Here is a 22,437-nt window from a genome sequence, read left to right on the forward strand (position 1 = left end):
TATAGAGCAATGATAAATGGTTAAAACGTTAAATTTGCATCATTTTATTGTTTTTACTTCTGATTCAGAAATAATTGGTTCTGCGATTGGCTCTATAGAAGGATTTAATGTTGGCGAGGTCTGTACTCCAAAGTCAAAGTCATTTCTTTGTGAACTAAATGATCCTTGCCAGTCTTTGCACAACAAAAAATCAAATTGAGAGATGTCTCGACCGAAATGATGAACCACCATAGTATCTATTTTTTCGCAACTCTGAAAGCCTGTATCTCCAACCGGTGGTACAAAGGACATTTGAGACCAATTGAGCAGTAATGCATTAGAACCAATTGGTAAATCTCCAAACCATAAATCAAATTGATCGGTACGTTCATCTAAAACATGAACCGGTAGAGGCTTCGCATACCAGGCGAGCCTACTGCCTAAGGTCCAGTTTTGAACTACCAGATGTTCAATTTGATTGATTTTAGCGAGGGAAAGCATTTTTTCACCAGCATCTGACCAACCGTATAAATCTGCAATTGGGTTTTTCTTGCCAAGTGGGTCTTGCATTGCTACTTGAGGAATGCCGCCACTTAATAATAAGGAAAACCCAAGTAAGCAGATAGAGAGTTGGATGATCAGAAAGAGCCGTATCCAGAATTTTTTCCCCATTCCCCAGGCATTCGCAAGCCCAATGCCGGCAATTGGCGTGAGGGCAATCCAAGCTGGCGTAGTCCAGTGCGGTAAGCTAGAGCCACCGCCTGAAAAATATAAAAAAATACAAAATGGAATAATAAAAAACAACAATAATGGTGTCGGTGTGTTGAGGTGTCGACGATAGGTCCAAGTTATACCTAAAAGACCCAAAATACCAAAGCAAACGATTTGATTTAGTAGAAATATCGGGAGTCGTTTGAATTTCCACTCTCCACCCGTACCATGATTAAATTGGTAAGTAAATGAAATCCACTCATGTTCCATATTCCAAAAAATAATGGGCGACGTCAAGAGGGCTGCAATGAGGATGCTAATCCAAAATCCGGGGCGCTTAAACATCTTCACGCCATGCCAAATCATTAAACAAATTGGAATTGCTAGGGCGAAAAATAGGGATGTGTATTTGGTGAGTGCTGCAAGACCCAAAACAAGCCCTAAGCCAATCCAAAGTAATGTGTCACGAGGGTATCGTTGACTGATCTGCAGGTGGAGCTTCACCGTCAACCACATCATCATAGGAACGATTAACATGAGTAGCGTATCGGGTAGAAGTCCTACCGCTAAGACGTGGATAAGAGGGGAGCTGACCACGCATAAAGCTGACCAGATGGGGGCAGATTTAAAGTGAATATCACCAGAAAAATAAAAAAAGGTATCTAAGATCAGTCGTGTTAACGACATTGTCACTAACAGACTGAAGAGCCAAAGAAGCTCTGGAATGAGCAGTCGAATAAATCCTACTGAAAATTGCAGATAAATTGGTAGTGCTTGGACCCAACCAACTAGGGGGGGGTGATCAAAGTAACTCCAGTCTAAATGCAGTCCATAGAGCGCGTAATGCGCTTCATCGACTGAAAAATCTAGATAAAACCCAAAAAAAAGATGAATGAAAAAGGAGATTGCAATGGAGAAAATGGAAAGTCTCATCCAGAATGGACTTAACATAGTGGCTGGTCCTGATTGAAAGGTGTGAGGTTTTGGGCTATTAGTGAATCTTCCAAAAAGTTATCTTTTCTAAAGGTTAAGACGAGCGTGTCACGCCAAGTTCTTTCGGGATGAAGTCTGTCGAGGGGTTGTATGGGGGTGGTTTCGTGTAAAACTTTTAAATCATCAAGAATTAATAGTGTCCAAGACTCTTCCAAGGTAAAGCGTTCTCCATGGGGACCATCGGCAGAAAAGACCCGTGATTCACCACCTTTGACTGAGTGGCGGTCCACTAAAAGAACGGCTACAAAATGAACGCCGTCGCGATGTGCGCCCTCTGGAGTGGGTCTGCCAATGCCGTTTGCCGTATCAATCCTAAATTGATGAACTTCGGTAAACCAACGATTGGGTTCCAGTACTTGATTAGTTTGAGATGATTCTATTTGGTCAAATAACTGTGTAAGAGAACTTAATAAATTGTGTAAGGGTGTGCTTTTTAGAAAATTCGTGGAACATTCAGTAAACCAACGTTGCATGCCACCATGGAGGGCATTATAAGAAATAGGTTGGAAATGCGGGCGATAGCTAACGGATTTAACTTCTTGATTACAAACAATCACACTGGCATGCTTACGTTTACGATACGTACCACCATCTTTTAAATATTGATCAGACTCCAGTGTGGCCCATTCTGGTTTTAAATCGTCCCATTGAGTCTCCTTAGTGTGTGAAAAAGAATAAAAATCCTGATTTTTTAGAAGTGCAAAACCTCTTTGTAAAAGAGTGTCAGTTAATTCTGTTAGAGGGGTATAGGGAGGTTTAAAAGACGTCATGCCAACAGTTCAAGAATTTGCTATTAATGGTGCATCAAGGTTAAGTGAGATTGAATCGTGAGTTTGAATCGAATTTCAGTCAAAGTTTTGGATGGGTTCAGTACTTTGCTAGTAAAACAATCCGAAAGTCGGATGAATGATGAGCAATTGCTTCAGTCAAAACAACTCATTCTCAAGGCTATAAACCCTCAATCATATCAGTTTTTGATGGTTTTTTAGGATTTAAGGATATCTCTACCGAATCTTCATCTTTGAAAATGAGAGCTGATATTTTTTAATTAGCCAACTGAGAAAGCGATAGCCTAGAAGTGTGCCGATAATACCGACATAAATTTTGACTGTAAATAAATTGTTTTTAGCGGCTTTATGCAGCCAGTAATGAAGGGGCGCTAAGATTGCTATCAGATAAATTAATTGGTGAAGCTTCTGCCATTTCCTGCCCAAGAGTCGTTGCATGCGATGGGTTGAGGTAGAAGCTAGTGGAATCAAGAGTAAAAATGCCGCTAAACCAACTGTAATGTAGGTTCTTTTATAAAAATCAGGAATAATTTCTGAAAACTCTAATTGGTGGTCTAGCACCAACCAAGTAAGAAAATGCAGTAGTGAATAGGCAAAGCAAGTCAATCCTAAAGGTCTTCGGTAGAGGACCAAGTAATTCATATTCGATAATTTTCTAATCGGTGTGACTGCTAATGTACAACACAAGAAAACAATAGCCCAAGTACCGGTATAACGTGTAATGAACTCAATCGGATTAGCCGTTAAAGAATTAGTAAAACCGAGTCCTAGTAATCGAAGAAACGGAAAAGCACAAAAAAGGTAGATGGCATACCGGCCATATTCTTTAATAGTACTTTTTAAGGTCCATACCTGCATACATTGATCCTACTTGCTCCGTGTAACCATTAAACATGAGGGTTTTGCGTTTTGGACCAAAAAATCCTTTTTCATCGCCAATTTTTCTCTCTGTTGCTTGAGACCAGCGGGGGTGGTCCACCTCAGGATTTACGTTGGAGTAAAAACCGTACTCTCCAGGGTTGGCTAACCACCAGCTATTGGCGGGCTGTTTTTCAACTAAACGAATTTTTACAATCGACTTTGCGCTTTTAAAACCATATTTCCAAGGTACAACGAGTCTTACTGGCGCACCATTTTGTTTAGGTAACACCTCTCCGTAAAGTCCAAGGGTGAGAAGGGTTAGTGGATGCATCGCCTCATCTAGTCTCAAGCCCTCTACGTAGGGCCAATGTAGTACCTCACTACCAAGGCCAGTCATTTGTTTTTTATCAGCAAGTGAAATAAACTCCACGAATTTTGCCGAGCCTTGAGGCTCGACTTGCTTAATTAGGTTGGCTAGTGAGTAGCCTAACCATGGAATGACCATTGACCATCCCTCAACACAACGCATCCGATAAACACGCTCCTCGATGGGAGCTAGTTTTAATAAATCGGACAAATCGAAAACCTTTGGTTTATTGACTAGTCCCTCAACACTGATTTTCCACGGAGTAGTTTGCAAACTTTTTGCGTTTTGTTTAGGATCACTTTTATCCATCCCAAATTCATAAAAATTGTTGTAACTTGTCACATCCTCATAACTGGTTTTTTTATCCAACACCGATAAGGCCGGATTCGGGATACTACTCAGTTTATTACCAGGGGTTTGGGCAAATGCTTGCCGAGTAAACCAATCTCCCATCGAGGCACCGACGCTACTAACCGCGGCGACTTTCATTAATTGGCGACGATGATCAAAAAAAGTTTTATCTGTGATCTCACTAGGGAGAATTAAAGAGGAAGAGGGGGTGTTTTTCATTGGATAAGCTGACCATTCATTGAGAGGGAAAGTTTGCATTAACGAAATTAACGATTAATCCCTTTATACTAACATTCCAATTAAACTTGTGTTTGTTGCATTCACTTTTAGATAATTTAGTAAAACCCTAACGAATAAAAATTAATTATGAGCCTACTTTTTTCAGAGTTTTCCCTCCCAGCCCCCAATGGTGGTTTTACCTTAGCAAATAGAGCGATGATTGCGCCCATGTGTCAGTATTCGGCAATTGATGGTTTAGCAAATGATTGGCACCTATTTCATTGGACTAACCTGCTGAATAGTGGTGCATCAGCCTTGATTATTGAAGCAACTGGTGTTACTGCCGATGGCAGAATCACTCCACATTGCCTAGGTTTGTATAACGATGCTTGTGAGACTGCAATTACAGATCGTCTTCATCGGGCAAAAGCATTAGCACCAGCTGTAAAAGTGGGGATTCAGTTATGTCATGCGGGCAGAAAAGCCTCTAGTGCAGCTCCTTGGGAGGGTGGTGCGCTCATTGAACCAAGTCAACCGAATGGATGGCCAACTAGAGCACCTTCCGCTATTCCACAGAACCCTGGTGAAGTGCTTCCTATTGCGCTAGATCAAGCCGGTCTCGAAGAGATTAAAGCTGCATTTGTGCAAGCTGCCATTAGAGCAGAAAGAATTGGCGTCGATTTTATTGAAATCCATGGTGCTCATGGTTATTTAATTCATCAGTTTTTATCACCCGTTGCCAATCAAAGAACCGATGAATACGGTGGTTCATCAGAAAATAGAATGCGTTTCCCAATAGAAATTTTTGCGGCTATTCGTAATGTCTACAAGGGTGTTCTAGGCATTCGACTATCTGCCAGTGATTGGGTTACCGATGGTTGGACACCTGAAGAAACTGTAATTTTGTGTAATGCCTTAAAGGCCTATGACGTGTCTTATATTCACGTTTCTAGTGGTGGCGTATCCAATGCTCAAAAAATCACGATTAAACCAGGCTATCAGGTTGATTTTGCGCAAAAAGTAAAGGCAGAAACAGGTTTACCTACGATTGCGGTTGGCTTGATTACTGAGCCAACTCAGGCTGAAGAGATTCTTCAGCAAGGTCAGGCTGATTTAATTGCCCTAGCGAGAGCATTCTTATATAAGCCACGTTGGGTTTGGGAAGCCGCCGCAGCCCTTGGTGGGCAAGTGGAAGCAGCTCCGCAATATTGGAGATGTTTGCCTAGGGAGCACCAAAATGTGTTTAAAACACTCAAAATAGGTCAACGTTAAGTTGCTGGAGCACCAATTTCTTCAATAATTTTTTTGCTCCTGTAATGGCAAACTAAAAATATCTTAACAATTTCATGAATTCTCTATTAAGATGATTCGTGACACTAGATTTTTTTAAAAAATTATTGAGGTTAAACGTGCTCCATATATTGAAGCTTGACGTTAGTGGTATTCCTCAGAGTTGGATTCATGCTGAAGATGCCACTAAACACTATGCAGAAGGTAGTATTGCTTGGACTTTAGGGCCACCCATCGCTGTCATGCGAGGAGGCATTTCTCGTCTCACAGGGCAGCAATCGGTGATTGAATTGCACTCCATTATTGCCACGAAGGGCAGTTCTCGCATTAATCTCTTTGAAGTCATTCCCGCCATTACGAAAGTAAAGCTTTATAAACGAGATCAAGGAATGTGTGCCTACTGCGCAAGTGTCGTTTATGAGACCGATGCGGAGGCGGAACATATTGTGCCGGCCTCGAAAGGCGGACATTATTCTTGGATGAATTTAGTGATTGCTTGTCGAGCCTGTAACCAAAAAAAGGGCAATCGCCTACCAGAAAATGCTGGAATGTCCTTAATGTATGCACCTTATATTCCTAGCCTCTATGAGGATATGATTCTCAAAGGTAGAAATATACTGGCAGATCAAATGGAGTTTTTAGCGGCTAATTTGCCAAAAAATAGTCGTTTATTGAATGCGAGACCCGATGAGTCTGATTAATTAATCGTTGACGGATCCAATGAAGTGATTTAGATTTTTTTAAGAGGTTGGTGTTCTACTAATTCGTTTAGGTATCGATGCATCGAGTTTCCTTCTCGTTGCAGGAAATCTTCAATGGCATTCGCAAAACGATCATCGACTAAATAGTGCATCGAATAGAGGTTGACAGGTAATAGTCCTCGGTGAATCTTATGTTCACCTTGAGCGCCACCTTCGAAAACACTAATTTTCTCAGCTATACAAAATTCAATGGTTTGGTAGTAAGCAGTTTCAAAGTGTAAATTACTTACATACTCTGTGCTTCCCCAGTATCTGCCATAGGCTCTCTCCAATTTTTCACGGTTTCTAAAGAGCAGGGAACTTGCAATCCGACGATTATTTTTGATGGCAAAGATGATGTGGATGTACTCTTGCATCGATTGACCAATCAACTCAAAAAATGATCGTGTCAAATAGGGGGCATTACCATGATTAATGTAATTAGATTCATAAAAAGTATAAAAATCATCCCAATCTTTGCTATCTAGTGTTGCGCCAGGTTTGTGTTCAAAGGATACGCCAGCGTCTAATACACTTTGACGTTCTCGCAGAATATTATTTCTTCTTTTTTTATTGAGGGTATACACAAACTCATTGAAATCTTGAAGTTGTTCATTGGGTCTATCTAAGGACTGATTTTGCCAATGAAACTGAATGGATTCTCGCCGTAAAAAATTGAATTTTTTTAGAAGTTCCTCTGTTCCAATCAGTGGAAAAAGCAGATGCATTGAAGAAATTTTTTGCTCTTTAATCCATGCCAATGCACTGGCAATGATCATCTCTTGTGCCTGCTGATGACTGCCAATTAGGCGTGAGCCTCCCACGGGCGTAAAAGGGATGGCACTCAAGAGTTTTGGGTAGTATTCCAAGCCATTTTGTTGGTAAGCATTAGCCCAGGCCCAGTCAAACACGTACTCGCCGTAGGAATGTTTTTTCAAATATGCGGGCATAGCACAGAGTAATGCCCCATTCTGGCGGCTTCTAACAGTAAAATGACAAGGTTGCCAACCCGTTTTTACCGAAACGCTTTCACTGATTTCCAGAGCCGCCAAATATTCATGTCGAATGAATGGTGAGGCGTCTGGGTCAGTGATTAATTGATTCCACTCCACAGCCGGAATGTCTCTGATGCTGTGGTGTACTTCAGTGTAAAACAAGGATTCAATTGATTCCAATTAATGATTTTCTGGAGATACGCCTGTTGCGATTAGAAATCTAGAAACCATGTTGTAGGTTGCAACAACGGCTACCATTTCAACGGTTTCTTGATTGCCAAGGGTCTTTTGTAGGCGTTCCATGACTTCGACTGGAACTTCAATATGTCTAGTCATTGCAACCGTCAAAGCAATTACATCTAGCTCGGTTGCATCAAATAAGCTGGTATTGAATGCGGCTGTGTCAATTTTTCTCAATTCGTCTACTTGAGCTTGAGTGCCACCAGCTTTTAGCAATTCAGGCGCATGATGAATAAACTCGTACTCAGCACGATTTAAAATGGCAACACCACACATACCAATTTCTTTGTATTTATCGTCGAGTGTAAGGTTTTCACGAATTTCTTTTAAATGAGCATTCCATCCTCTAATCAAGGCTGGGCTGTTCAGCAGCATTCTGTCCAAATTAAGCAAAGTACCGCCGCGACGTGCGCGTACAGCATCGACAATTTCTTTTGGCTCTACTAGGTCAATCGGTAAATAAGGAATAATTTGTTTTGTCATAATGGTAATTAGTAAGAATAAGTTGTCTGAATAAATGTTTTTTTACTTTAACAATTTTAACCACTTTATGGCTAAAGGAAGTAATGAGTGAGATCCCAACTGATTTGATCGTTCGTAAAGGCGAAATGATCTGCCTTTTAGAGGCTTTACCAAGTCATCAAGCAAGGCGTTTTCAGATTCGTTGTTCTGACATATTGCCTTTTGTAGGGATGAATGCTGATCCTGAAGATTACTTACCTGCATTTGTGCTTCGTAAAGATGAACACATTGTTGCTTATTTAAATCGTTGTGCACATTTACCCATGGAAATGGACTGGAATCCGGGGATTTTTTTTGATGAGGATTTTTCGCACATTGTGTGCTCTACTCATTATGCTTTGTATGAAATCGATACCGGTATCTGTGTTCACGGCCCTTGTCCTAAGGGGGCAAAATTGATTCCCTTAAGGGTTCAGGTTGAGGCAGAAAAGATTATGTTTATGGGGAGCTGATCAATCACTAAACATTATTCTTCAACCTCGTCTTCATCAACCAGTGGAGATTGTTTCATGTTCTCAAGAGCTTTAAGAATTTGAAATATTTCTCGAAAAGCTTTAGGAGGTTTGTTGTCAGCTTTTTCTTTTCTAGCATTCCTAATCAGCGTTCTTAAGTTTTGTAAGTCACTATTGGGATTCTCATTGATTAACTGGGTTAGTCTGGCATCATGAGCAAGTAAATCATCTCTCAAGCGTTCTAAATGATGAAATTTAGCAATTTCTACCTTGTTTACGCCTTTAATTGCCTCTAAGCGTGCTTCGATAGCAGCAATTTCTTCTTCATCCAAAGCCCTCATTAACTTACCCAAAAAAAGCTTATGACGCTTAATCGCACCAAAAGACCTGATTTTTTCCGTTTCTAGAAGTTTCTCTTTCATTTTTTCATCAACGGGCAAGGACTTAATTTGTTCACTACTCAACTCAGATAGCGTTTTTGCTAAATCTTGTCTGGCTAACATTTGCCGTTTAATTTCTGATTTACTTGGACCGTAGTCCTCATCATCATATTCATCGGTCATGTTGTTATGGCTATTTTGCATCTTGAGTTAGTCTATTTTTCAGGTTAGGAAGAGCATGATACGCTAATTTGAGCAGCCCAGTCTGGTGGTAGGCGTGCAAACTCAGAAAACTCTGGCTGTTCATCAAATGGTTTTTTTAGGCAAGTCTGCAATTTTTCAAGAAGACTAAAATCACCCTGTTCGGCTTTTTCTATCACTTCTTGCGCAAGATATTGACGTAAGATATATTTTGGATTGTGGCGGCGCATCTGCGCAGCGATTGTACTAGCTTGTTCACTGGGAATATAACTCAGGTATTTTTGTAACCAACGGTCAAAGCCTTGATGGTCGAGGAACAAATCTTTGACAACACTAATTGTTTGAATGGAAGGCCGGTCAACCACATTACATAGTGCACGGAAAAAGAAGGTGTAGTCCACTTTGTTTCGGTCTAACAGTAAAACTAGTTCTTCCACTAGCGCATTTTCAACTTGCGGCAAACCAAGTTTTAAGCGCATAGCTTCCTGATAGAATTGCTCATACTTTTTCGGAAAGGCAAAAAGTATTTCCTTTAAAATTTCGACTTTAGCATCAATTACAGCTTCATCATCACTAGCGGCAATGAGAGGTAGAAGTGCCTCAGCTAAGCGTACTAAATTCCAGTGAAAAACATTGGGTTGATTGAGGTAAGAATACCTACCAGCACTATCGCTGTGGTTGCAGATAAACTTTAAATCCGTGGCATCTATAAAACTAAATGGACCGTAATCTAAGCTAAGGCCAATAATCGACATATTGTCTGTATTTAAAACACCATGGCAAAATCCAACTGCTTGCCATTTAGCTACTAAATCGGCACTTTTGCTGATCACCTCTTTGAGTAACTCTAAATAGGGATCCTCCCCATCTTTGAGATGCGGATATTGTGTTTCAATGACAAAGTCTGCTAACTGAGCAAGTTGATCATATTGTTGATTCGATGCAAAGTGTTCAAAGTGTCCAAACCGTATGAACGAGGGTGCAACTCGAGTGACAACTGAGGCAGTTTCTAATTTTTCACGAAGTACTGGTGCGGTAGAGTGGGTAATAGCAAGCGCTCTCGTCGTGGGAATACCTAAACCGGCCATGGCTTCTGAACATAAAAACTCTCGAATCGATGATCTCAAGACAGCACGACCATCTCCCATTCTTGAATAGGGTGTTTTACCAGCACCTTTTAATTGAATTTCGAACGTTTGATCATCATGCTGCACTGTACCGAGATGAATCGCTCTACCATCACCTAATTGACCAGCCCATACGCCAAATTGATGGCCGGAGTAAATCGTTGAATAAGCTGGTTTATTTTCTAAAACGGCATTACCTGAGAGTATTTTTAAGTTCTGCTCATCCTGTTCCCAATCAGGCGACAGGCCAATCAGTTTTGAGACCTCTGCTGAGGTGGATCCCCAAAACTGATCCGGTAAAGGAGTTGGCTTTAACTGAGTAAAAAATGCATTACCAAGTTGCAAGAACCCGTCCTGCCAATTCAATGAATCGATTGATTTCGTCATGCCTTATTCAACTTTGCCAATTTTTTTCACGATATCAGACATTTTTTTTGCATCATTGTCCCAATACTTTTGAAATTCTGGCGCGTCCAGGAATTGGATTGGTGAACCGGCACCTTCTAAAACCATCTTCACTTTTTCATCATTTACAGCCGCTTTCGAAGCTGCGCGAAGTTTCTCGACAATTGGCAGTGGAGTATCTTTTGGTACAAATAATCCAGACCATTGTGCAAATTCAACTTTTTCACCAAGTTCCTTAAAACTAGGAACATCGGGGAGGCTGGCAAGGCGGCCATCACCCCAATGTGCCAGTGCTCTAACTTTGCCCCCCTTGATATGCTGAACAATAGAAGCTGGTCCAGTAGCAATAGCATCTACCTGACCACCCAATAATGCGACAATCGCAGGACCAGCGCCGGTATAAGGAATATGGGCCATTTCAAATTGATTATTTAATTTAATCATTTCCATCGGAATATGCATTGTGCCGTAATTACCTGAAGATCCGAAGTTGAATTTTCCTGGGGTTTTCTTCATGCCAGCGACAAACTCAGCATAGTTCTTCCAAGGACTATCTGCTCTTACTACAAGGACGGTCGGATCTGCGGTGAAGCGGGCAATGGGTGCAAATTGATTCGTGCGATAGGAAATTTCTTTACCTAAAATTTTGTCAGCTTCAGGAATAATTGAAATTGAAGAAAGTGTCATTAGTATTGTGTAACCATCAGGCTTTGCTTTAGACACGGCCGCCATACCGACTCCGCCACCAGCACCAGCTTTATTTTCAATAATAACGGGTTGACCTAATTGTCGGCCTAAGGCTTCGGCGATCGGTCTACCAACGGTATCAGCTACTCCGCCGGGAGGAAATGGTACGACCATCGTGATTGGTCGAGTCGGCCATATTTCTTGAGCCTGAATGCAACCACTATTGAGCGTTATCAAAGAGAGTAAAAGTCCAACAAAAACCATTGGAAAATAGAGGAAGTTTTGTTTCTTCAATAAATGTCTTATCATGTTTAGTCTCCTTTTAAATTTAACGCTTTCAATCTGCCTATTGTAAATCCTTCGATCGATTAAAGCGCTGATGTTAAGGTTTTGAAAACATTTTTAAGATGATGGGTTGCCATTTGAACAGCTATATTCCTAAAGTTTTGTCCATCGCTGGGTCCGATAGTAGCGGCGGCGCAGGAATTCAAGCGGATTTGAAAACCATCACCTCTTTAGGTTGTTATGGGATGACAGTGATAACCGCTGTGACTGCTCAAAATACCTTAGGGGTTGATCAAATTGAACAACTTTCAGAGAACCTGGTGAGTTCTCAATTTAGAGCCATAGAGAATGATTTCCGAATTGATGCGTTAAAAATCGGGATGATTGGTAACACCCATACCGTTCAACTGTTGAGTCAGTTGTTGGGGCCTCTTCGACAAAACATTGTGTTAGATCCAGTCATGGTTGCAAGCTCTGGCGCCATCCTCGGAGAGGGCAATATTCAAGATGCGATTGCTAATTTATTATTCCCCATTAGCCGCTTAATCACGCCCAATTTAATCGAAGCAAAGGCCTTTTTAAATGTTAGCGATATTCAAGCGAGTGAGATGATAGATGCTGCTCATGCATTATTAAAACTTGGTGCTAAAGCAGTCTTGTTAAAGGGTGGGCATTTATCTAACGATCTATTAAAGGATGTCCTAGTCGAGAAAATTGGTCAACAGACAGTTGTTACAGAGTTTCATCATCCACGGATCAGCACCAAAAATACTCATGGTACGGGTTGTACATTATCTAGTGCAATTGCCTGTGGACTAGCCCTCAAAATGCCATTACAAGATGCGGTAGCACAAGGGGTTGAATATACTCAGAGGGCTATCATCGCTGCTAGTCGAGTAGCCAAACAGGAACTTGGGACAGGACATGGCTCTTTATGGCATGCATTTAAGCAATATCCCATTGACTAAATGTCGACTTGAGTCGTCTGTATCTTTGCTTGTAGTTGGCTAATTGCCGCTCGATAATCCGGTGCATTAATGACCGATCGAACCATTGCTACTGAACCTACCCGACACTTTAATACAGCGTCTAAATTAGTTTCATCGACTCCACCAATCCCTACCAAGGGATAAGAGCCTACTAGTTTTGTATAGAAATCTAATCTTGCTAATCCCTGAGGGGCGGTTGGCATAATTTTTAAATTCGTTGGAAAAATAGCGCCAAGGGCAATATAACTAGGTGAAATTTGATCAGCTCGCTGCATTTCAGCCACGCCGTGAGTGCTAATGCCTAAGCGCAGACCATTTGTTTTGATCACATTAAAATCGGCTGTATCTAAGTCCTCTTGTCCTAAATGAACCCCATATGCCCCAAATTCTATGGCGAGTTCCCAAAAATCATTAATGAAGAGTTGACCTGGAAATTCCTTGGCAATTTCAACGGCCTTTTTTACTTCTTGTCGAATCGCATGATGATTGTCCGATTTGAAGCGTAATTGCACTGTGGGGACACCTGCGATGAAGAGTTTTTCAATCCAATCTGCAGTTGGTGCAACCACATAAAGGCCTAATTTTTTAGGGCAAGTTGGGAATGAGGTTTCGGAATTTGGTCCTTTAATCTGAAATAAATCCGGGGTCACTGGCCAATCCAAATGATTGAATTGATCGATCAATGGATTGTTTTTTTGCCAAGCTTGGGCAATGGCCTCCGCATCAATTTCAATGAAGCCTAACTCGATACAAGCCTCTTTTACAATTTGGTAAACGGGATTCGTATCTGAAAAATTACAAAATGTGTGGTGTTCTCGTTGCTCAATTTGAAGAGGGTGATATTGCGCAATAAGTTGATCACGTATTGTGAGGTAAGGTTTAGGGAGTTGTGAATTTAATTTTGATGCCAAAATGGAATTCCTACGTTAGGTGTACTCGCTTGCGCTTGCTCGAGTTGTGGCATTGCTCCTGCTAAATAGCCACTTCTTCCTGCCTTCACTGCACTTGCGAAGGCAGATGCCATTTTGATGGGATCATGCGCAAGTGCCACTGCCGTATTGAGTAAAACGGCATCAAATCCCCACTCTAATACGGTTGTGGCATGAGAGGGCAAACCAATACCAGCATCAACAATCATAGGTACAGAAATTCTTTCGCGTAATAATTGCAATGCGTAAGGATTGATTGGACCTTTACCCGTTCCAATCGGGGCTGCCCAAGGCATAATCGCTTGGCAACCAACATCTACGAGTCGTTGACAGAGAATTAAGTCTTCCGTGCAATAAGGTAGGACTTTAAACCCATCTTTAATCAATCGCTCAGCGGTAGGGACTAAGTTTAGGGTATCTGGTTGCAGGGTGTAATCATCACCGATGAGTTCTAATTTAATCCAATCTGTCTCAAAAACTTCCCGTGCCATGTGGGCGATTTGAAACACTTCATCTGGGCGATGACAGCCTGCAGTATTTGGTAGGATCGGGACCTGTAGTTTCTTTAATATTTCCCAGAAACCACTTGATATAGGTTCTGGATTCGCCCCTTGCCTTCGTAATGAAGCAGTCACCATGGCTGGCTGACTTTCTAAAATACAACTTTCTAAAATGCTTGGGGACGGATAGCGCGAAGTGCCAAGCAATAATCTCGAAGAAAATTGTTGGCCATATAACTCTAGATAATCAGGCTGATCAATGGTCATTTTTTAACCTCCTGTAACGGGAGAAATCACTTCTATCTTGTCACCTTCAGCGACTGGTGTCGAATCATAGGCACTTTTAGGAATAAAGGTACCATTTTGGGCAATCCCAAAAGGGCGCTTAGGGCTAATTTCAGCCAATAATTCCTGCAGATGTTTTGCTGAGGTTTGGAACGGTTTCAGGTTAATGATTACTTGCATGGGGTAAGGATGACTCTATAGAAAATTGTTGTGCTAAATTAGATTGATCGGTCAGTATCATCTCCATGGCTGCATCTAAAAGGGCCGGGGAAATCATAAAACCATGACGATATAGACCATTAATCGAAATAATCCGTTCATTAGTTTTGAGGATGATGGGAGCGTTATTCGGTAAGCTTGGGCGACACTGGGCGTTCATCTCTAAAATACGTCCTTCAGCAAAACCACTATGTAGCGAATACGCTGCACTTAGCAATTCAAGGGCAGAACGGACGCTTACTTCTGACATATCTTCAGATTCAATTTCTGTTGCGCCAATGACGTACACATCGTTATCTTTTGGGGCAATGTAGATTGGGTAGCGTGGATGGAGTAAGCGAATAGGTCGCTGCAGTTTTACTTCAGGAGCATAGACTCTAATAACTTCCCCTCGGACGCCTCTGAGCGGAGTGATCGATTGTTTGGAGCCTAAACCACGACAATCAATGATTTTAAAGTGACTTGACTCTGGAAAGTCGCTTAACTCTCTGGGGGAGTACCAATAAAATTGAGCCCCATAAAGTTGGGCATCTATTAACAAGGCATCTAATAATTCTCGATTATCAAGTTGTCCTTCATGAGGTAAATACAAAGCCTCACGAAAACGATGATCCAATTGATTTTCTAATAGGTTTAATTTTTCATGGGTAATTTTTTCATGCTGAAATTGTGCTGGAAAAATTTTTTGAGTTTTATTTAATTGTGAATAAAAATGTTTTCCCAATGATTGATCTTGGGCATGCCAGACAATCAAACTACCATTTTGTTGAAAAAATACTGGCTTGGATAAACCTTTAATTAATTCCGGCCATCGATTTAAGCTGTACAGTCCCATCTCAATAATATTATTTTCGGTGGCGACCGACTCGGCTAAAGGCGCAAGCATCGCTGCTGCCGTATAGGCGGCAGAATCTTTAACCTCTGAACCGCCTTGATCATAAACACTAACGCGAAAGCCTTCTTTAGCGCAGGCAAGGGCAATGAGTCGCCCCATGAGCCCTGCACCGAGAATAATGACTTGTTTTTTAGTCACTTGGATTCAATCAATTGAGAAGGTGTTCAACGTAAAAATTTATTGATAGATTTGACTGCCTTTTTTTCTAAATTCAATTGATTTTTCTTCCATACCCTGACGAGGGTTTTTGTCTAACTGACTTGCATAATCTCTAACTTCTTGCGTGATTTTCATCGAGCAGAATTTAGGTCCACACATCGAACAAAAATGCGCAATCTTGGCGCCATCTGCCGGAAGAGTGGCGTCATGATAATCACGCGCGCGCTCTGGATCAAGGCCTAAATTAAATTGATCTTCCCAACGAAATTCGAAGCGTGCTTTCGATAGAGCGTTATCTCTTAACTGAGCACCCGGCAAGCCTTTGGCCAAATCAGCACCATGGGCAGCAATCTTATAAGTAATGATACCCACACGCACATCTTCTTTATCAGGTAAGCCTAAATGTTCCTTAGGCGTTACGTAACACAACATAGCGGTGCCGTACCAACCAATTTGTGCAGCACCAATTCCACTAGTAATATGGTCGTAACCAGGCGCAATATCAGTGATTAGCGGTCCAAGTGTGTAAAAAGGAGCTTCTAAACAATGATCTAACTCTTCTGTCATGTTTTCTTCGATTCTTTGCATCGGTACATGACCCGGTCCTTCAATCATGACTTGGACATCATGTTGCCATGCAATTTTGGTGAGTTCACCTAGGGTGTGTAATTCACCAAATTGAGCGGCATCATTTGAGTCAGCAATACAACCCGGACGAAGACCATCACCCAAACTAAAAGAAACATCATAAGCCTTCATGATTTCACAAATTTCATTAAAGTGGGTATATAAAAAATTCTCTTGATGATGGGCGAGACACCATTTCGCCATAATCGATCCACCACGTGACACAATTCCAGTAATCCGATCGGCTGTCAGTGGAACATAGCGCAGCAATACACCCGCATGGATTGTAAAGTAGTCTACACCTTGTTCAGCTTGTTCAATCAGGGTGTCCCTGAAAATTTCCCAAGTTAAGTTCTCCGCTATACCACCCACTTTATCCAAGGCTTGATAAATTGGCACAGTACCAATTGGTACTGGTGAGTTACGAATAATCCACTCTCTAGTTTCGTGAATATGCTCACCAGTGGATAAGTCCATAATCGTGTCTGCACCCCAACGAATAGACCAAATCATTTTTTCAACTTCTTCGTTGATTGATGATGTTACGGCAGAGTTACCTAAGTTGCCATTGATTTTTACCCTAAAATTACGACCAATAATCATTGGTTCTACTTCAGGATGATTGATATTCGCAGGAATAATTGCTCTTCCAGCTGCAATTTCTTGTCTTACAAATTCTGGGGTTACTTCCTCTGGTAGGTTCGCCCCACGAGAAGTGCCCGGATGCTGTTTCAGTAATTTTTGATAAGCGGGATCTTTTTTAAGCTCTTGTAAACCAAGAGACTCGCGAAGTGCAACATACTCCATTTCAGGGGTAATAATGCCTTGTTTAGCATAGTACATTTGAGATACATTTTTATTCTGTTGTGCTACCCGAGGGGCTGCTATATGCTCAAACCTTAAATGGGCTGTTGCCGGATCATTGGCTCTAGCGATTCCATATGTTGAAGATGGTCCAGATAATAGTTCCGTATCATTACGCTCTTCAATCCACTCTTTTCTCAACTTCGGTAATCCTTTACCTAAATGAATAAAGACATCGGGATCACTATAAGGGCCAGAAGTATCGTATACAGGAATAGGGGGATTGTTAAATAAAGTGCCTTCAGCAGTTTTAGTGGGCGTCTGCTCGATTAATCGATAAGGCGCTTTGATATCAGGTCGACTGCCAATCAGAAATGATTTAGTAGACGCTGGGTAAGCGAACTTTTGCCCAAGCTCTTTTTCAAGATGGTCAATCGTTAGGGTGTTTTTAGATTTGTCTTTTGTGCCAGTACTCATCGTTCATCTCCATTGAAATCGGTTAGGAATGAACAGTGATACTGGTTTTGAAAACTCCCCACGCAAGTATTATCAAGATCGGGTTAAGGGTATTTCTCAGCCAATCGAATCCTTCGATAGCACCCCTGTTTCATTCAACTATCAATTTACCATAATTCCTCGATGAAAGAGAGATTACTCGAGAAAACGGCAATTATTTTACTGGGGGAGTTGCTCTATATTTGCCTTGCATATCGTACATCCAACCAGGATACTCAATCGGTAAAGTACTCACCTCGTTTAAACAGCTCAACTCTTCTTGGCTTAGTTTTAATTCCGAAGCTAGTAAATTGTCATTCAATTGATCAATTCGCTTGGCACCAATAATCACACTAGTAACCTCTTGTTTCGAGAGTAACCAGGCTAAAGCCACCCTAGCTACAGAAACGCCATGGTTTTTAGCAATCGGCTCCATCGCTTCAATACATGCATATGCACGTTCGCGATGAATCGGTGGAAAGTCAAAATCGTTCCTTCTGGAGTTTTCCGGAAGAGGGCTATTGTTTTTGAATTTTCCTGACAAAAATCCACCAGCTAAGGGGCTCCATACTAGGAGTCCTAGTTTCTGATCATTCAGCAAGGGGAATATTTCACGTTCAATATCTCGCCCAGCGATGGTGTAATGCGATTGAGAGCTAATTACCGAAGCGTAGTTCTTTTCTTTTGAAATGGCTAATGCCTTCATCATATGCCAAGCAGTCATGTTACACAGGCCAATATATCGAATTTTTCCCATTCGAACTAAATCGTTTAAAGCACTTAGCGATTCTTCTAGTGGCGTAAGTGGGTCAAAACCATGGAATTGGTACAAATCAATATGGTCTAGTTGGAGTCTTTTTAAAGAGGCGTCAACTTCGTTAAAAATATGGTGCCGAGATTGTCCACGACCATTCGGGGTTTCGTTCATTGGGCCCGTTGATTTAGTGGCAACAATTAATTGATCTCTAGGAATTCCAGTATCTTTAATGGCTTGACCTAGTAGGCTTTCTGATTCACCAAATGAATAGACGTTAGCAGTATCAATAAAGTTTACGCCTTGATCAAAAGAGGTTTTAACAATTTGGTTAACATCCATCTGGCCTAGACCGCCCATGACAGACCAAAAACCTTGATTTCCAAATGTCATCGTACCTAAGCATATTTCTGAAACATATAACCCTGTTGGGCCAAGTAATCTATAGCGCATTGATTGACTCCTGATATTAATTATTAATGAGTTGGAATTTTTAATTCAATAAATTTATTTGAATTATAGTTCTTAGCATATTCAATAAATTCTAATGCAGGTATGGGTTTACTGAATAAATATCCTTGAAACTGGTTGCAATCTAAGGATCTTAATAGGTTAAATTGTCCTTCTGTTTCAACACCTTCAGCCGTCACTTTTAACCCTAAGGATTGTCCAAGAGAAATAATCGTTCTTGCAATGGCCGTATCGTGTTTATTGCTTGGTAAATCTTGTACGAATGACTGATCAATTTTTAATTCGTCTAAGGAAAGTCGTTTGAGATAATTTAGGGTGGAGAATCCAGTACCAAAATCGTCCAAAGCAATTTTTATGCCGAATGATTTGAGAATTTTTAATTTCTTTTCTAAATCCTCAAAATCTGAAACCATAATCGATTCCGTTAACTCCAAATTCAACTTTTCTGGGCTAGTTTCAAACCTCTCCATTGGATCAAAAACTGACGATAGAAAATCCTGAGAACTAAATTGACTGGTACTGACATTGACGGACATCACGAGATGATTCATCTCTTTGATTTCAGACCAGATTTTTAAATAGTAGGCTGCTTTTAGCAAAACCCAATTACCTAGTTCCCTAATGAGAGCATTTTGCTCTGCTATAGGAATAAACACGCCTGGAGGAATAGTGCCCATATCTTTGGTATTCCAACGCATCAAAGCTTCAGCACCAATTAGTTCAAGTGATAAATCAAACTGCGGTTGGAAAAATAATTCAAACTCATCATTGATGATGGCTAGTTTTAAACGATCTGCAATTGCAGCCCGATCTAAAACTATTTGTTGCATATCGGTATTAAAAACAGTGAAGTTATTTTTCCCAGTTGCTTTCGATTGATACATCGCAATATCGGCTTGTCTAAGCACATCATCTGGAGTTGTGGGAACTTTACCAAAAATTGTTATGCCAATACTTGCACTTGTTCGATAGGTTGAATCCTTGAGATTAAATTCTTCGCTTAAAACTTTATTAATTTTTTTGGCAATAAACTCGGTGTTTGCTGATACCTCTGAAATGTTGGTGCCGATATTTGACAGAAGAACCACAAATTCATCTCCACCTAGCCTAGCTACCGTATCATCTTCTCGGGTACATTTTTTTAGTCGTTTTGAAACTTGAATGAGTAGGTCATCACCACGTTCATGGCCAAAGGTGTCATTCAATTCTTTGAAATTATCTAAATCAATGAGCATTAAGGCATAGAAACCTGCGCTGCGTTTTGACGATTGGATCGTGCTCGATAATCGATCATTAAATAATTGACGATTTGCAAGTCCCGTTAGACCATCAAAATAGGCAAGCTTTTTAATGTTTTCTAATGCCAGTTTGCTGCTTGTAACATCTCTTTGCACACTCATCCAATGAGTTACAGTTTGATTTTCATCTTTGATCGGAGATATTGTCAGGTCTCCCCAAAACGAGTCGCCATTTGCTTTGTAGTTGAGGATTTCTACTCGAATTGCCTCCTGATTAGAGAGACTTTTATGAATTCGTTCGATTTCAATTTGCGCAGTTTTTTTACCTTGTAAGAATCTTGGATTCTTACCAATAACATCAACTGCTTTAAAGCCAGTTTGTTTTTCAAAGCTCTCGTTAACATATAAAATCTTATGATTCTTACCTGTTTCATCGCCCAAATCTGTAATCATTACCATATCGCTCACTTGTGATAGTGATGTTTCAAGTAATAAAACCTTTTGATCTTGTTGTTTTGATTCTGAAATATCTTGAATGCTACCTATAAAGTGAGCTTGATTAGAAAGGTTTTCAGGTATCCAACATCCTGATATTTTTACCCAAGTAAATTCCTTTGAATTTTTTAAGTTAGTTCGGCAGTTTAAGGTTATTTTTTCAGAGGATACTTTTGAAGTACCAATCAGCTCGGAGAGTTTTTTTGCATCCGTTAAAGTAAGTAAAGATTGAATTTTAGAAAGTGAGTTACGCATTTCTTGATTTGCATAAACAAGAAAATCTTCGATTACTTCAGATGTTTCAATCATTGAGTAATCAGTACTTAATTTAAAGTATCCAATTCTTGCGACCCTTTGTGAAATTAATAACTGTTCGGTATTTTTCGATAATTTCTCTTCAATCTCACTGCGTCTAACAAAAGTTAAAGCGATTTGCTTTACTTCAAATGTGTCAAAAGGTTTTTTTAAGATTAAAAAGCGGTCATTCGTCGGCAATGCTGCGTGAATATCTTCCCAGGAAATGTCAGAGTGTGCTGTACATAAAACAATATTTAAATTCTCTTGAACTTTCCAAATTTCTTGGATGGTTTTAAGTCCATTCCAACCATTTGGCATACGCATATCAACAAAAGTGATTAAATAGGGATTGTTTTCTTGAGATGCTTTTGTGACCATCTCCAGACCAGTTTGGCCATTAATTGCAAAGTCAACTTGATATTGAATATTCGATGTCTGGGTTTTAGCTTCACCAAATAGATTAAATACCAATTGATCTAATTGCTGATTACTTTCTGACTTGTTGTCCAACACTTTAATGAAATCTTCATAAATCATTTCATTGTCATCAATTACAAGAACACGAAATACTTTTTTGACATTTGCTTGAAAATTATTCATTTAGTTTTACTATTATTTTGTGGAAGCGTTAAAGTAAACTCTGCACCTTGGTTAATTCCTAGGCTAGTTACCTCTAGTTTGCCTCCCACTTCTTCGGCTGCAAGTGCGCTAGAGTGGAGTCCGTATCCATGTCCGGATGGTTTTGTTGTAAAACCATAAGTGAATATTTTATTGAGAAACTCTTGATCAATACCAGATCCGTTGTCTAGTACTTTAATAGAGATGTTGTTTTCTTGAAGCTCAGATCGAATCGTGATCTTTTTGTCATCTTGGTTACAAAATAATAAAGCGTCTTTAGCATTTAAGACTAGATTAAGAATAATTTGGGATAACTTGACTCGGTCGCCAACCCAGGTAATATTAGGTGCATATTCTATGATGAGTTGAATACTGGTTTTAATCAAGCCTGGTGAAGCGATGAGGAGGGTGCTGTCAATGACCTCGCTTAATAAATAGGGCTCTTGAATACCTAACTCTTCCCCTTCATCGATATCTTTTAGTTTATATCGACTGATAATTTCATTAATGTGTTGGATTGATTCAATCACATTATGAGTTTCTTTAGAAATAATGATGTGATTTTTCTGCCATTGCTGAGTCATTTGATGAATGAATTCTGGAACTTGTTTTCCTTTTTCATCATTAGTAAGGAAGTCTAATAAATTACCTTTATTTTGAATCAATAATTCATTTAATTTGGGTAGATTTTTGATTGGTGTATTTGCCAATCTTTCTTTTAATAATCCCACGGAAATGTTCAAGCTATTAAGGACATTCCCAACGTTATGTAACATACTATTTACAACCTCTAATTTACCGGCGCGGTGGGAAATGAGTGCAATATTTGAATTAATTCGTAGTAACTCTTGTTGAGCTAATTTTCTTTCAACAATTTCATTGGTCAGTGCGTTGGTTCTTTCTTTGACCCTCAACTCTAATTCCTCTTTCGATTTAAAAAGTTCTTTTTCATATTCTTTTCGAATAGTTAATGGTGGATTCAAGTACGAAGTGCAACACGTTTTAAGGACTGCATAAATACTTCGTTGGGTGTTTTAAATCCTAATCTTTTTCTTGGTCGGTTATTTAA

The 22,437-nt window shown here is 40.2% G+C and carries 21 protein-coding genes and 1 riboswitch; of the genes, 4 read left to right on the forward strand and 17 right to left on the reverse strand.

The genetic code is table 11. From position 1 onward, the window contains the following. Positions 1–39: 39 nt before the first annotated feature. The 4 genes from B8983_RS10635 to msrP all read right to left on the reverse strand — a co-directional run bounded on the left by B8983_RS10635 (position 40) and on the right by msrP (position 4,269). On the reverse strand, positions 40–1,641 hold the full coding sequence (locus B8983_RS10635) for an ArnT family glycosyltransferase (RefSeq protein WP_084284502.1): 1,602 nt from the start codon (positions 1,639–1,641) through the stop codon (positions 40–42). Continuing rightward, positions 1,635–2,453, reverse strand: a complete 819-nt coding sequence (locus B8983_RS10640; RefSeq protein ID WP_084284508.1) for a 2OG-Fe dioxygenase family protein — start codon at positions 2,451–2,453, stop codon at positions 1,635–1,637. Before B8983_RS10640 ends, B8983_RS10635 begins: the two co-directional genes overlap by 7 nt. 234 nt (positions 2,454–2,687) lie before the next feature. After that, positions 2,688–3,329 carry a protein-methionine-sulfoxide reductase heme-binding subunit MsrQ gene (msrQ, locus tag B8983_RS10645; RefSeq protein WP_084284511.1) on the reverse strand — a complete coding sequence of 214 codons (642 nt, stop codon included), beginning with the start codon at positions 3,327–3,329 and terminating at the stop codon, positions 2,688–2,690. Continuing rightward, positions 3,298–4,269, reverse strand: a complete 972-nt coding sequence (msrP, locus tag B8983_RS10650) for a protein-methionine-sulfoxide reductase catalytic subunit MsrP (RefSeq protein ID WP_084284607.1) — start codon at positions 4,267–4,269, stop codon at positions 3,298–3,300. The genes msrQ and msrP overlap by 32 nt, the downstream gene beginning before the upstream one ends. A 147-nt stretch (positions 4,270–4,416) precedes the next feature. Between msrP and B8983_RS10655 the strand changes: the two genes are divergently transcribed. Both B8983_RS10655 and B8983_RS10660 read left to right on the forward strand, forming a co-directional pair. Continuing rightward, positions 4,417–5,541 (forward strand): NADH:flavin oxidoreductase/NADH oxidase, encoded by a 1,125-nt coding sequence (locus B8983_RS10655; RefSeq protein ID WP_084284514.1) that lies wholly within the window; start codon positions 4,417–4,419, stop codon positions 5,539–5,541. A 137-nt stretch (positions 5,542–5,678) separates the two neighbouring features. Continuing rightward, positions 5,679–6,260, forward strand: coding sequence for an HNH endonuclease (locus B8983_RS10660; RefSeq protein ID WP_084284516.1), 582 nt, complete (start codon positions 5,679–5,681; stop codon positions 6,258–6,260). Between the two features lie 29 nt (positions 6,261–6,289). Here B8983_RS10660 and B8983_RS10665 read toward each other — a convergent pair whose 3' ends face one another. Continuing rightward, positions 6,290–7,474, reverse strand: coding sequence for a GNAT family N-acetyltransferase (locus B8983_RS10665; protein WP_084284519.1), 1,185 nt, complete (start codon positions 7,472–7,474; stop codon positions 6,290–6,292). Beyond that, positions 7,475–8,017: a carboxymuconolactone decarboxylase family protein gene (locus B8983_RS10670; protein WP_084284524.1), complete on the reverse strand. Its 543-nt coding sequence runs from the start codon at positions 8,015–8,017 to the stop codon at positions 7,475–7,477. Positions 8,018–8,100: 83 nt separating this feature from the next. On the opposite strand from B8983_RS10670, the gene B8983_RS10675 reads away from it, so the two are divergent. After that, positions 8,101–8,508, forward strand: a complete 408-nt coding sequence (locus B8983_RS10675; RefSeq protein ID WP_084284527.1) for a Rieske (2Fe-2S) protein — start codon at positions 8,101–8,103, stop codon at positions 8,506–8,508. Between the two features lie 14 nt (positions 8,509–8,522). Here B8983_RS10675 and yjgA read toward each other — a convergent pair whose 3' ends face one another. From yjgA to B8983_RS10690, 3 genes are read right to left on the reverse strand one after another with little or no spacing between them, the layout of a single operon-like run. Then, positions 8,523–9,092, reverse strand: a complete 570-nt coding sequence (gene yjgA, locus B8983_RS10680; protein ID WP_084284535.1) for a ribosome biogenesis factor YjgA — start codon at positions 9,090–9,092, stop codon at positions 8,523–8,525. A 23-nt stretch (positions 9,093–9,115) separates the two neighbouring features. Then, on the reverse strand, positions 9,116–10,603 hold the full coding sequence (locus B8983_RS10685) for a protein adenylyltransferase SelO (RefSeq protein ID WP_084284541.1): 1,488 nt from the start codon (positions 10,601–10,603) through the stop codon (positions 9,116–9,118). Positions 10,604–10,606: 3 nt separating this feature from the next. After that, entirely contained in the window at positions 10,607–11,617 is a 1,011-nt protein-coding gene (locus tag B8983_RS10690) for a tripartite tricarboxylate transporter substrate binding protein (protein WP_234987015.1), read from the reverse strand. A 113-nt stretch (positions 11,618–11,730) separates the two neighbouring features. On the opposite strand from B8983_RS10690, the gene thiD reads away from it, so the two are divergent. Further along, positions 11,731–12,561: a bifunctional hydroxymethylpyrimidine kinase/phosphomethylpyrimidine kinase gene (thiD, locus tag B8983_RS10695; protein ID WP_234987017.1), complete on the forward strand. Its 831-nt coding sequence runs from the start codon at positions 11,731–11,733 to the stop codon at positions 12,559–12,561. Here the strand turns inward: thiD and thiE are convergent. The 8 genes from thiE to B8983_RS10735 all read right to left on the reverse strand — a co-directional run bounded on the left by thiE (position 12,558) and on the right by B8983_RS10735 (position 22,351). Continuing rightward, positions 12,558–13,493 carry a thiamine phosphate synthase gene (gene thiE, locus B8983_RS10700; RefSeq protein WP_159460890.1) on the reverse strand — a complete coding sequence of 312 codons (936 nt, stop codon included), beginning with the start codon at positions 13,491–13,493 and terminating at the stop codon, positions 12,558–12,560. The two genes, thiD and thiE, sit on opposite strands and share 4 nt — an antisense overlap. Further along, on the reverse strand, positions 13,478–14,278 hold the full coding sequence (locus B8983_RS10705) for a thiazole synthase (RefSeq protein WP_084284559.1): 801 nt from the start codon (positions 14,276–14,278) through the stop codon (positions 13,478–13,480). Before B8983_RS10705 ends, thiE begins: the two co-directional genes overlap by 16 nt. A 3-nt stretch (positions 14,279–14,281) precedes the next feature. Beyond that, the gene (gene thiS / locus B8983_RS10710) at positions 14,282–14,476 is read right to left on the reverse strand and encodes a sulfur carrier protein ThiS (RefSeq protein WP_084284563.1); all 195 of its coding nucleotides are present in this window, start codon (positions 14,474–14,476) and stop codon (positions 14,282–14,284) included. Next, complete coding sequence (locus B8983_RS10715; protein ID WP_369405857.1) at positions 14,460–15,548, reverse strand: FAD-dependent oxidoreductase; 1,089 nt, start codon at positions 15,546–15,548, stop codon at positions 14,460–14,462. The genes thiS and B8983_RS10715 overlap by 17 nt, the downstream gene beginning before the upstream one ends. Before the next feature lie 39 nt (positions 15,549–15,587). Next, positions 15,588–17,477: a phosphomethylpyrimidine synthase ThiC gene (gene thiC, locus B8983_RS10720; protein ID WP_084284564.1), complete on the reverse strand. Its 1,890-nt coding sequence runs from the start codon at positions 17,475–17,477 to the stop codon at positions 15,588–15,590. Positions 17,478–17,515: 38 nt separating this feature from the next. Beyond that, positions 17,516–17,614: riboswitch (TPP riboswitch) on the reverse strand. 56 nt (positions 17,615–17,670) lie between these two features. Then, positions 17,671–18,702, reverse strand: a complete 1,032-nt coding sequence (locus B8983_RS10725) for an aldo/keto reductase (RefSeq protein WP_084284567.1) — start codon at positions 18,700–18,702, stop codon at positions 17,671–17,673. A 23-nt stretch (positions 18,703–18,725) separates the two neighbouring features. After that, positions 18,726–21,350 (reverse strand): EAL domain-containing protein, encoded by a 2,625-nt coding sequence (locus tag B8983_RS10730; RefSeq protein ID WP_084284569.1) that lies wholly within the window; start codon positions 21,348–21,350, stop codon positions 18,726–18,728. Further along, positions 21,347–22,351, reverse strand: coding sequence for a sensor histidine kinase (locus B8983_RS10735; protein WP_084284573.1), 1,005 nt, complete (start codon positions 22,349–22,351; stop codon positions 21,347–21,349). Before B8983_RS10735 ends, B8983_RS10730 begins: the two co-directional genes overlap by 4 nt. Positions 22,352–22,437: the final 86 nt, after the last annotated feature.

This window comes from Polynucleobacter kasalickyi (assembly GCF_900176405.1).
GTDB lineage: Bacteria > Pseudomonadota > Gammaproteobacteria > Burkholderiales > Burkholderiaceae > Polynucleobacter > Polynucleobacter kasalickyi.

Coding starts and splice junctions, on each gene's coding strand:
- B8983_RS10635 (WP_084284502.1), bottom strand. CDS start 1,641: ATGTTAAGTCCATTCTGGATGAGACTTTCCATTTTCTCCATTGCAATC.
- B8983_RS10640 (WP_084284508.1), bottom strand. CDS start 2,453: ATGACGTCTTTTAAACCTCCCTATACCCCTCTAACAGAATTAACTGAC.
- msrQ (WP_084284511.1), bottom strand. CDS start 3,329: ATGCAGGTATGGACCTTAAAAAGTACTATTAAAGAATATGGCCGGTAT.
- msrP (WP_084284607.1), bottom strand. CDS start 4,269: ATGAAAAACACCCCCTCTTCCTCTTTAATTCTCCCTAGTGAGATCACA.
- B8983_RS10655 (WP_084284514.1), top strand. CDS start 4,417: ATGAGCCTACTTTTTTCAGAGTTTTCCCTCCCAGCCCCCAATGGTGGT.
- B8983_RS10670 (WP_084284524.1), bottom strand. CDS start 8,017: ATGACAAAACAAATTATTCCTTATTTACCGATTGACCTAGTAGAGCCA.
- B8983_RS10675 (WP_084284527.1), top strand. CDS start 8,101: ATGAGTGAGATCCCAACTGATTTGATCGTTCGTAAAGGCGAAATGATC.
- yjgA (WP_084284535.1), bottom strand. CDS start 9,092: ATGCAAAATAGCCATAACAACATGACCGATGAATATGATGATGAGGAC.
- B8983_RS10685 (WP_084284541.1), bottom strand. CDS start 10,603: ATGACGAAATCAATCGATTCATTGAATTGGCAGGACGGGTTCTTGCAA.
- B8983_RS10690 (WP_234987015.1), bottom strand. CDS start 11,617: ATGATAAGACATTTATTGAAGAAACAAAACTTCCTCTATTTTCCAATG.
- B8983_RS10705 (WP_084284559.1), bottom strand. CDS start 14,278: ATGACCATTGATCAGCCTGATTATCTAGAGTTATATGGCCAACAATTT.
- thiS (WP_084284563.1), bottom strand. CDS start 14,476: ATGCAAGTAATCATTAACCTGAAACCGTTCCAAACCTCAGCAAAACAT.
- thiC (WP_084284564.1), bottom strand. CDS start 17,477: ATGAGTACTGGCACAAAAGACAAATCTAAAAACACCCTAACGATTGAC.
- B8983_RS10725 (WP_084284567.1), bottom strand. CDS start 18,702: ATGCGCTATAGATTACTTGGCCCAACAGGGTTATATGTTTCAGAAATA.
- B8983_RS10730 (WP_084284569.1), bottom strand. CDS start 21,350: ATGAATAATTTTCAAGCAAATGTCAAAAAAGTATTTCGTGTTCTTGTA.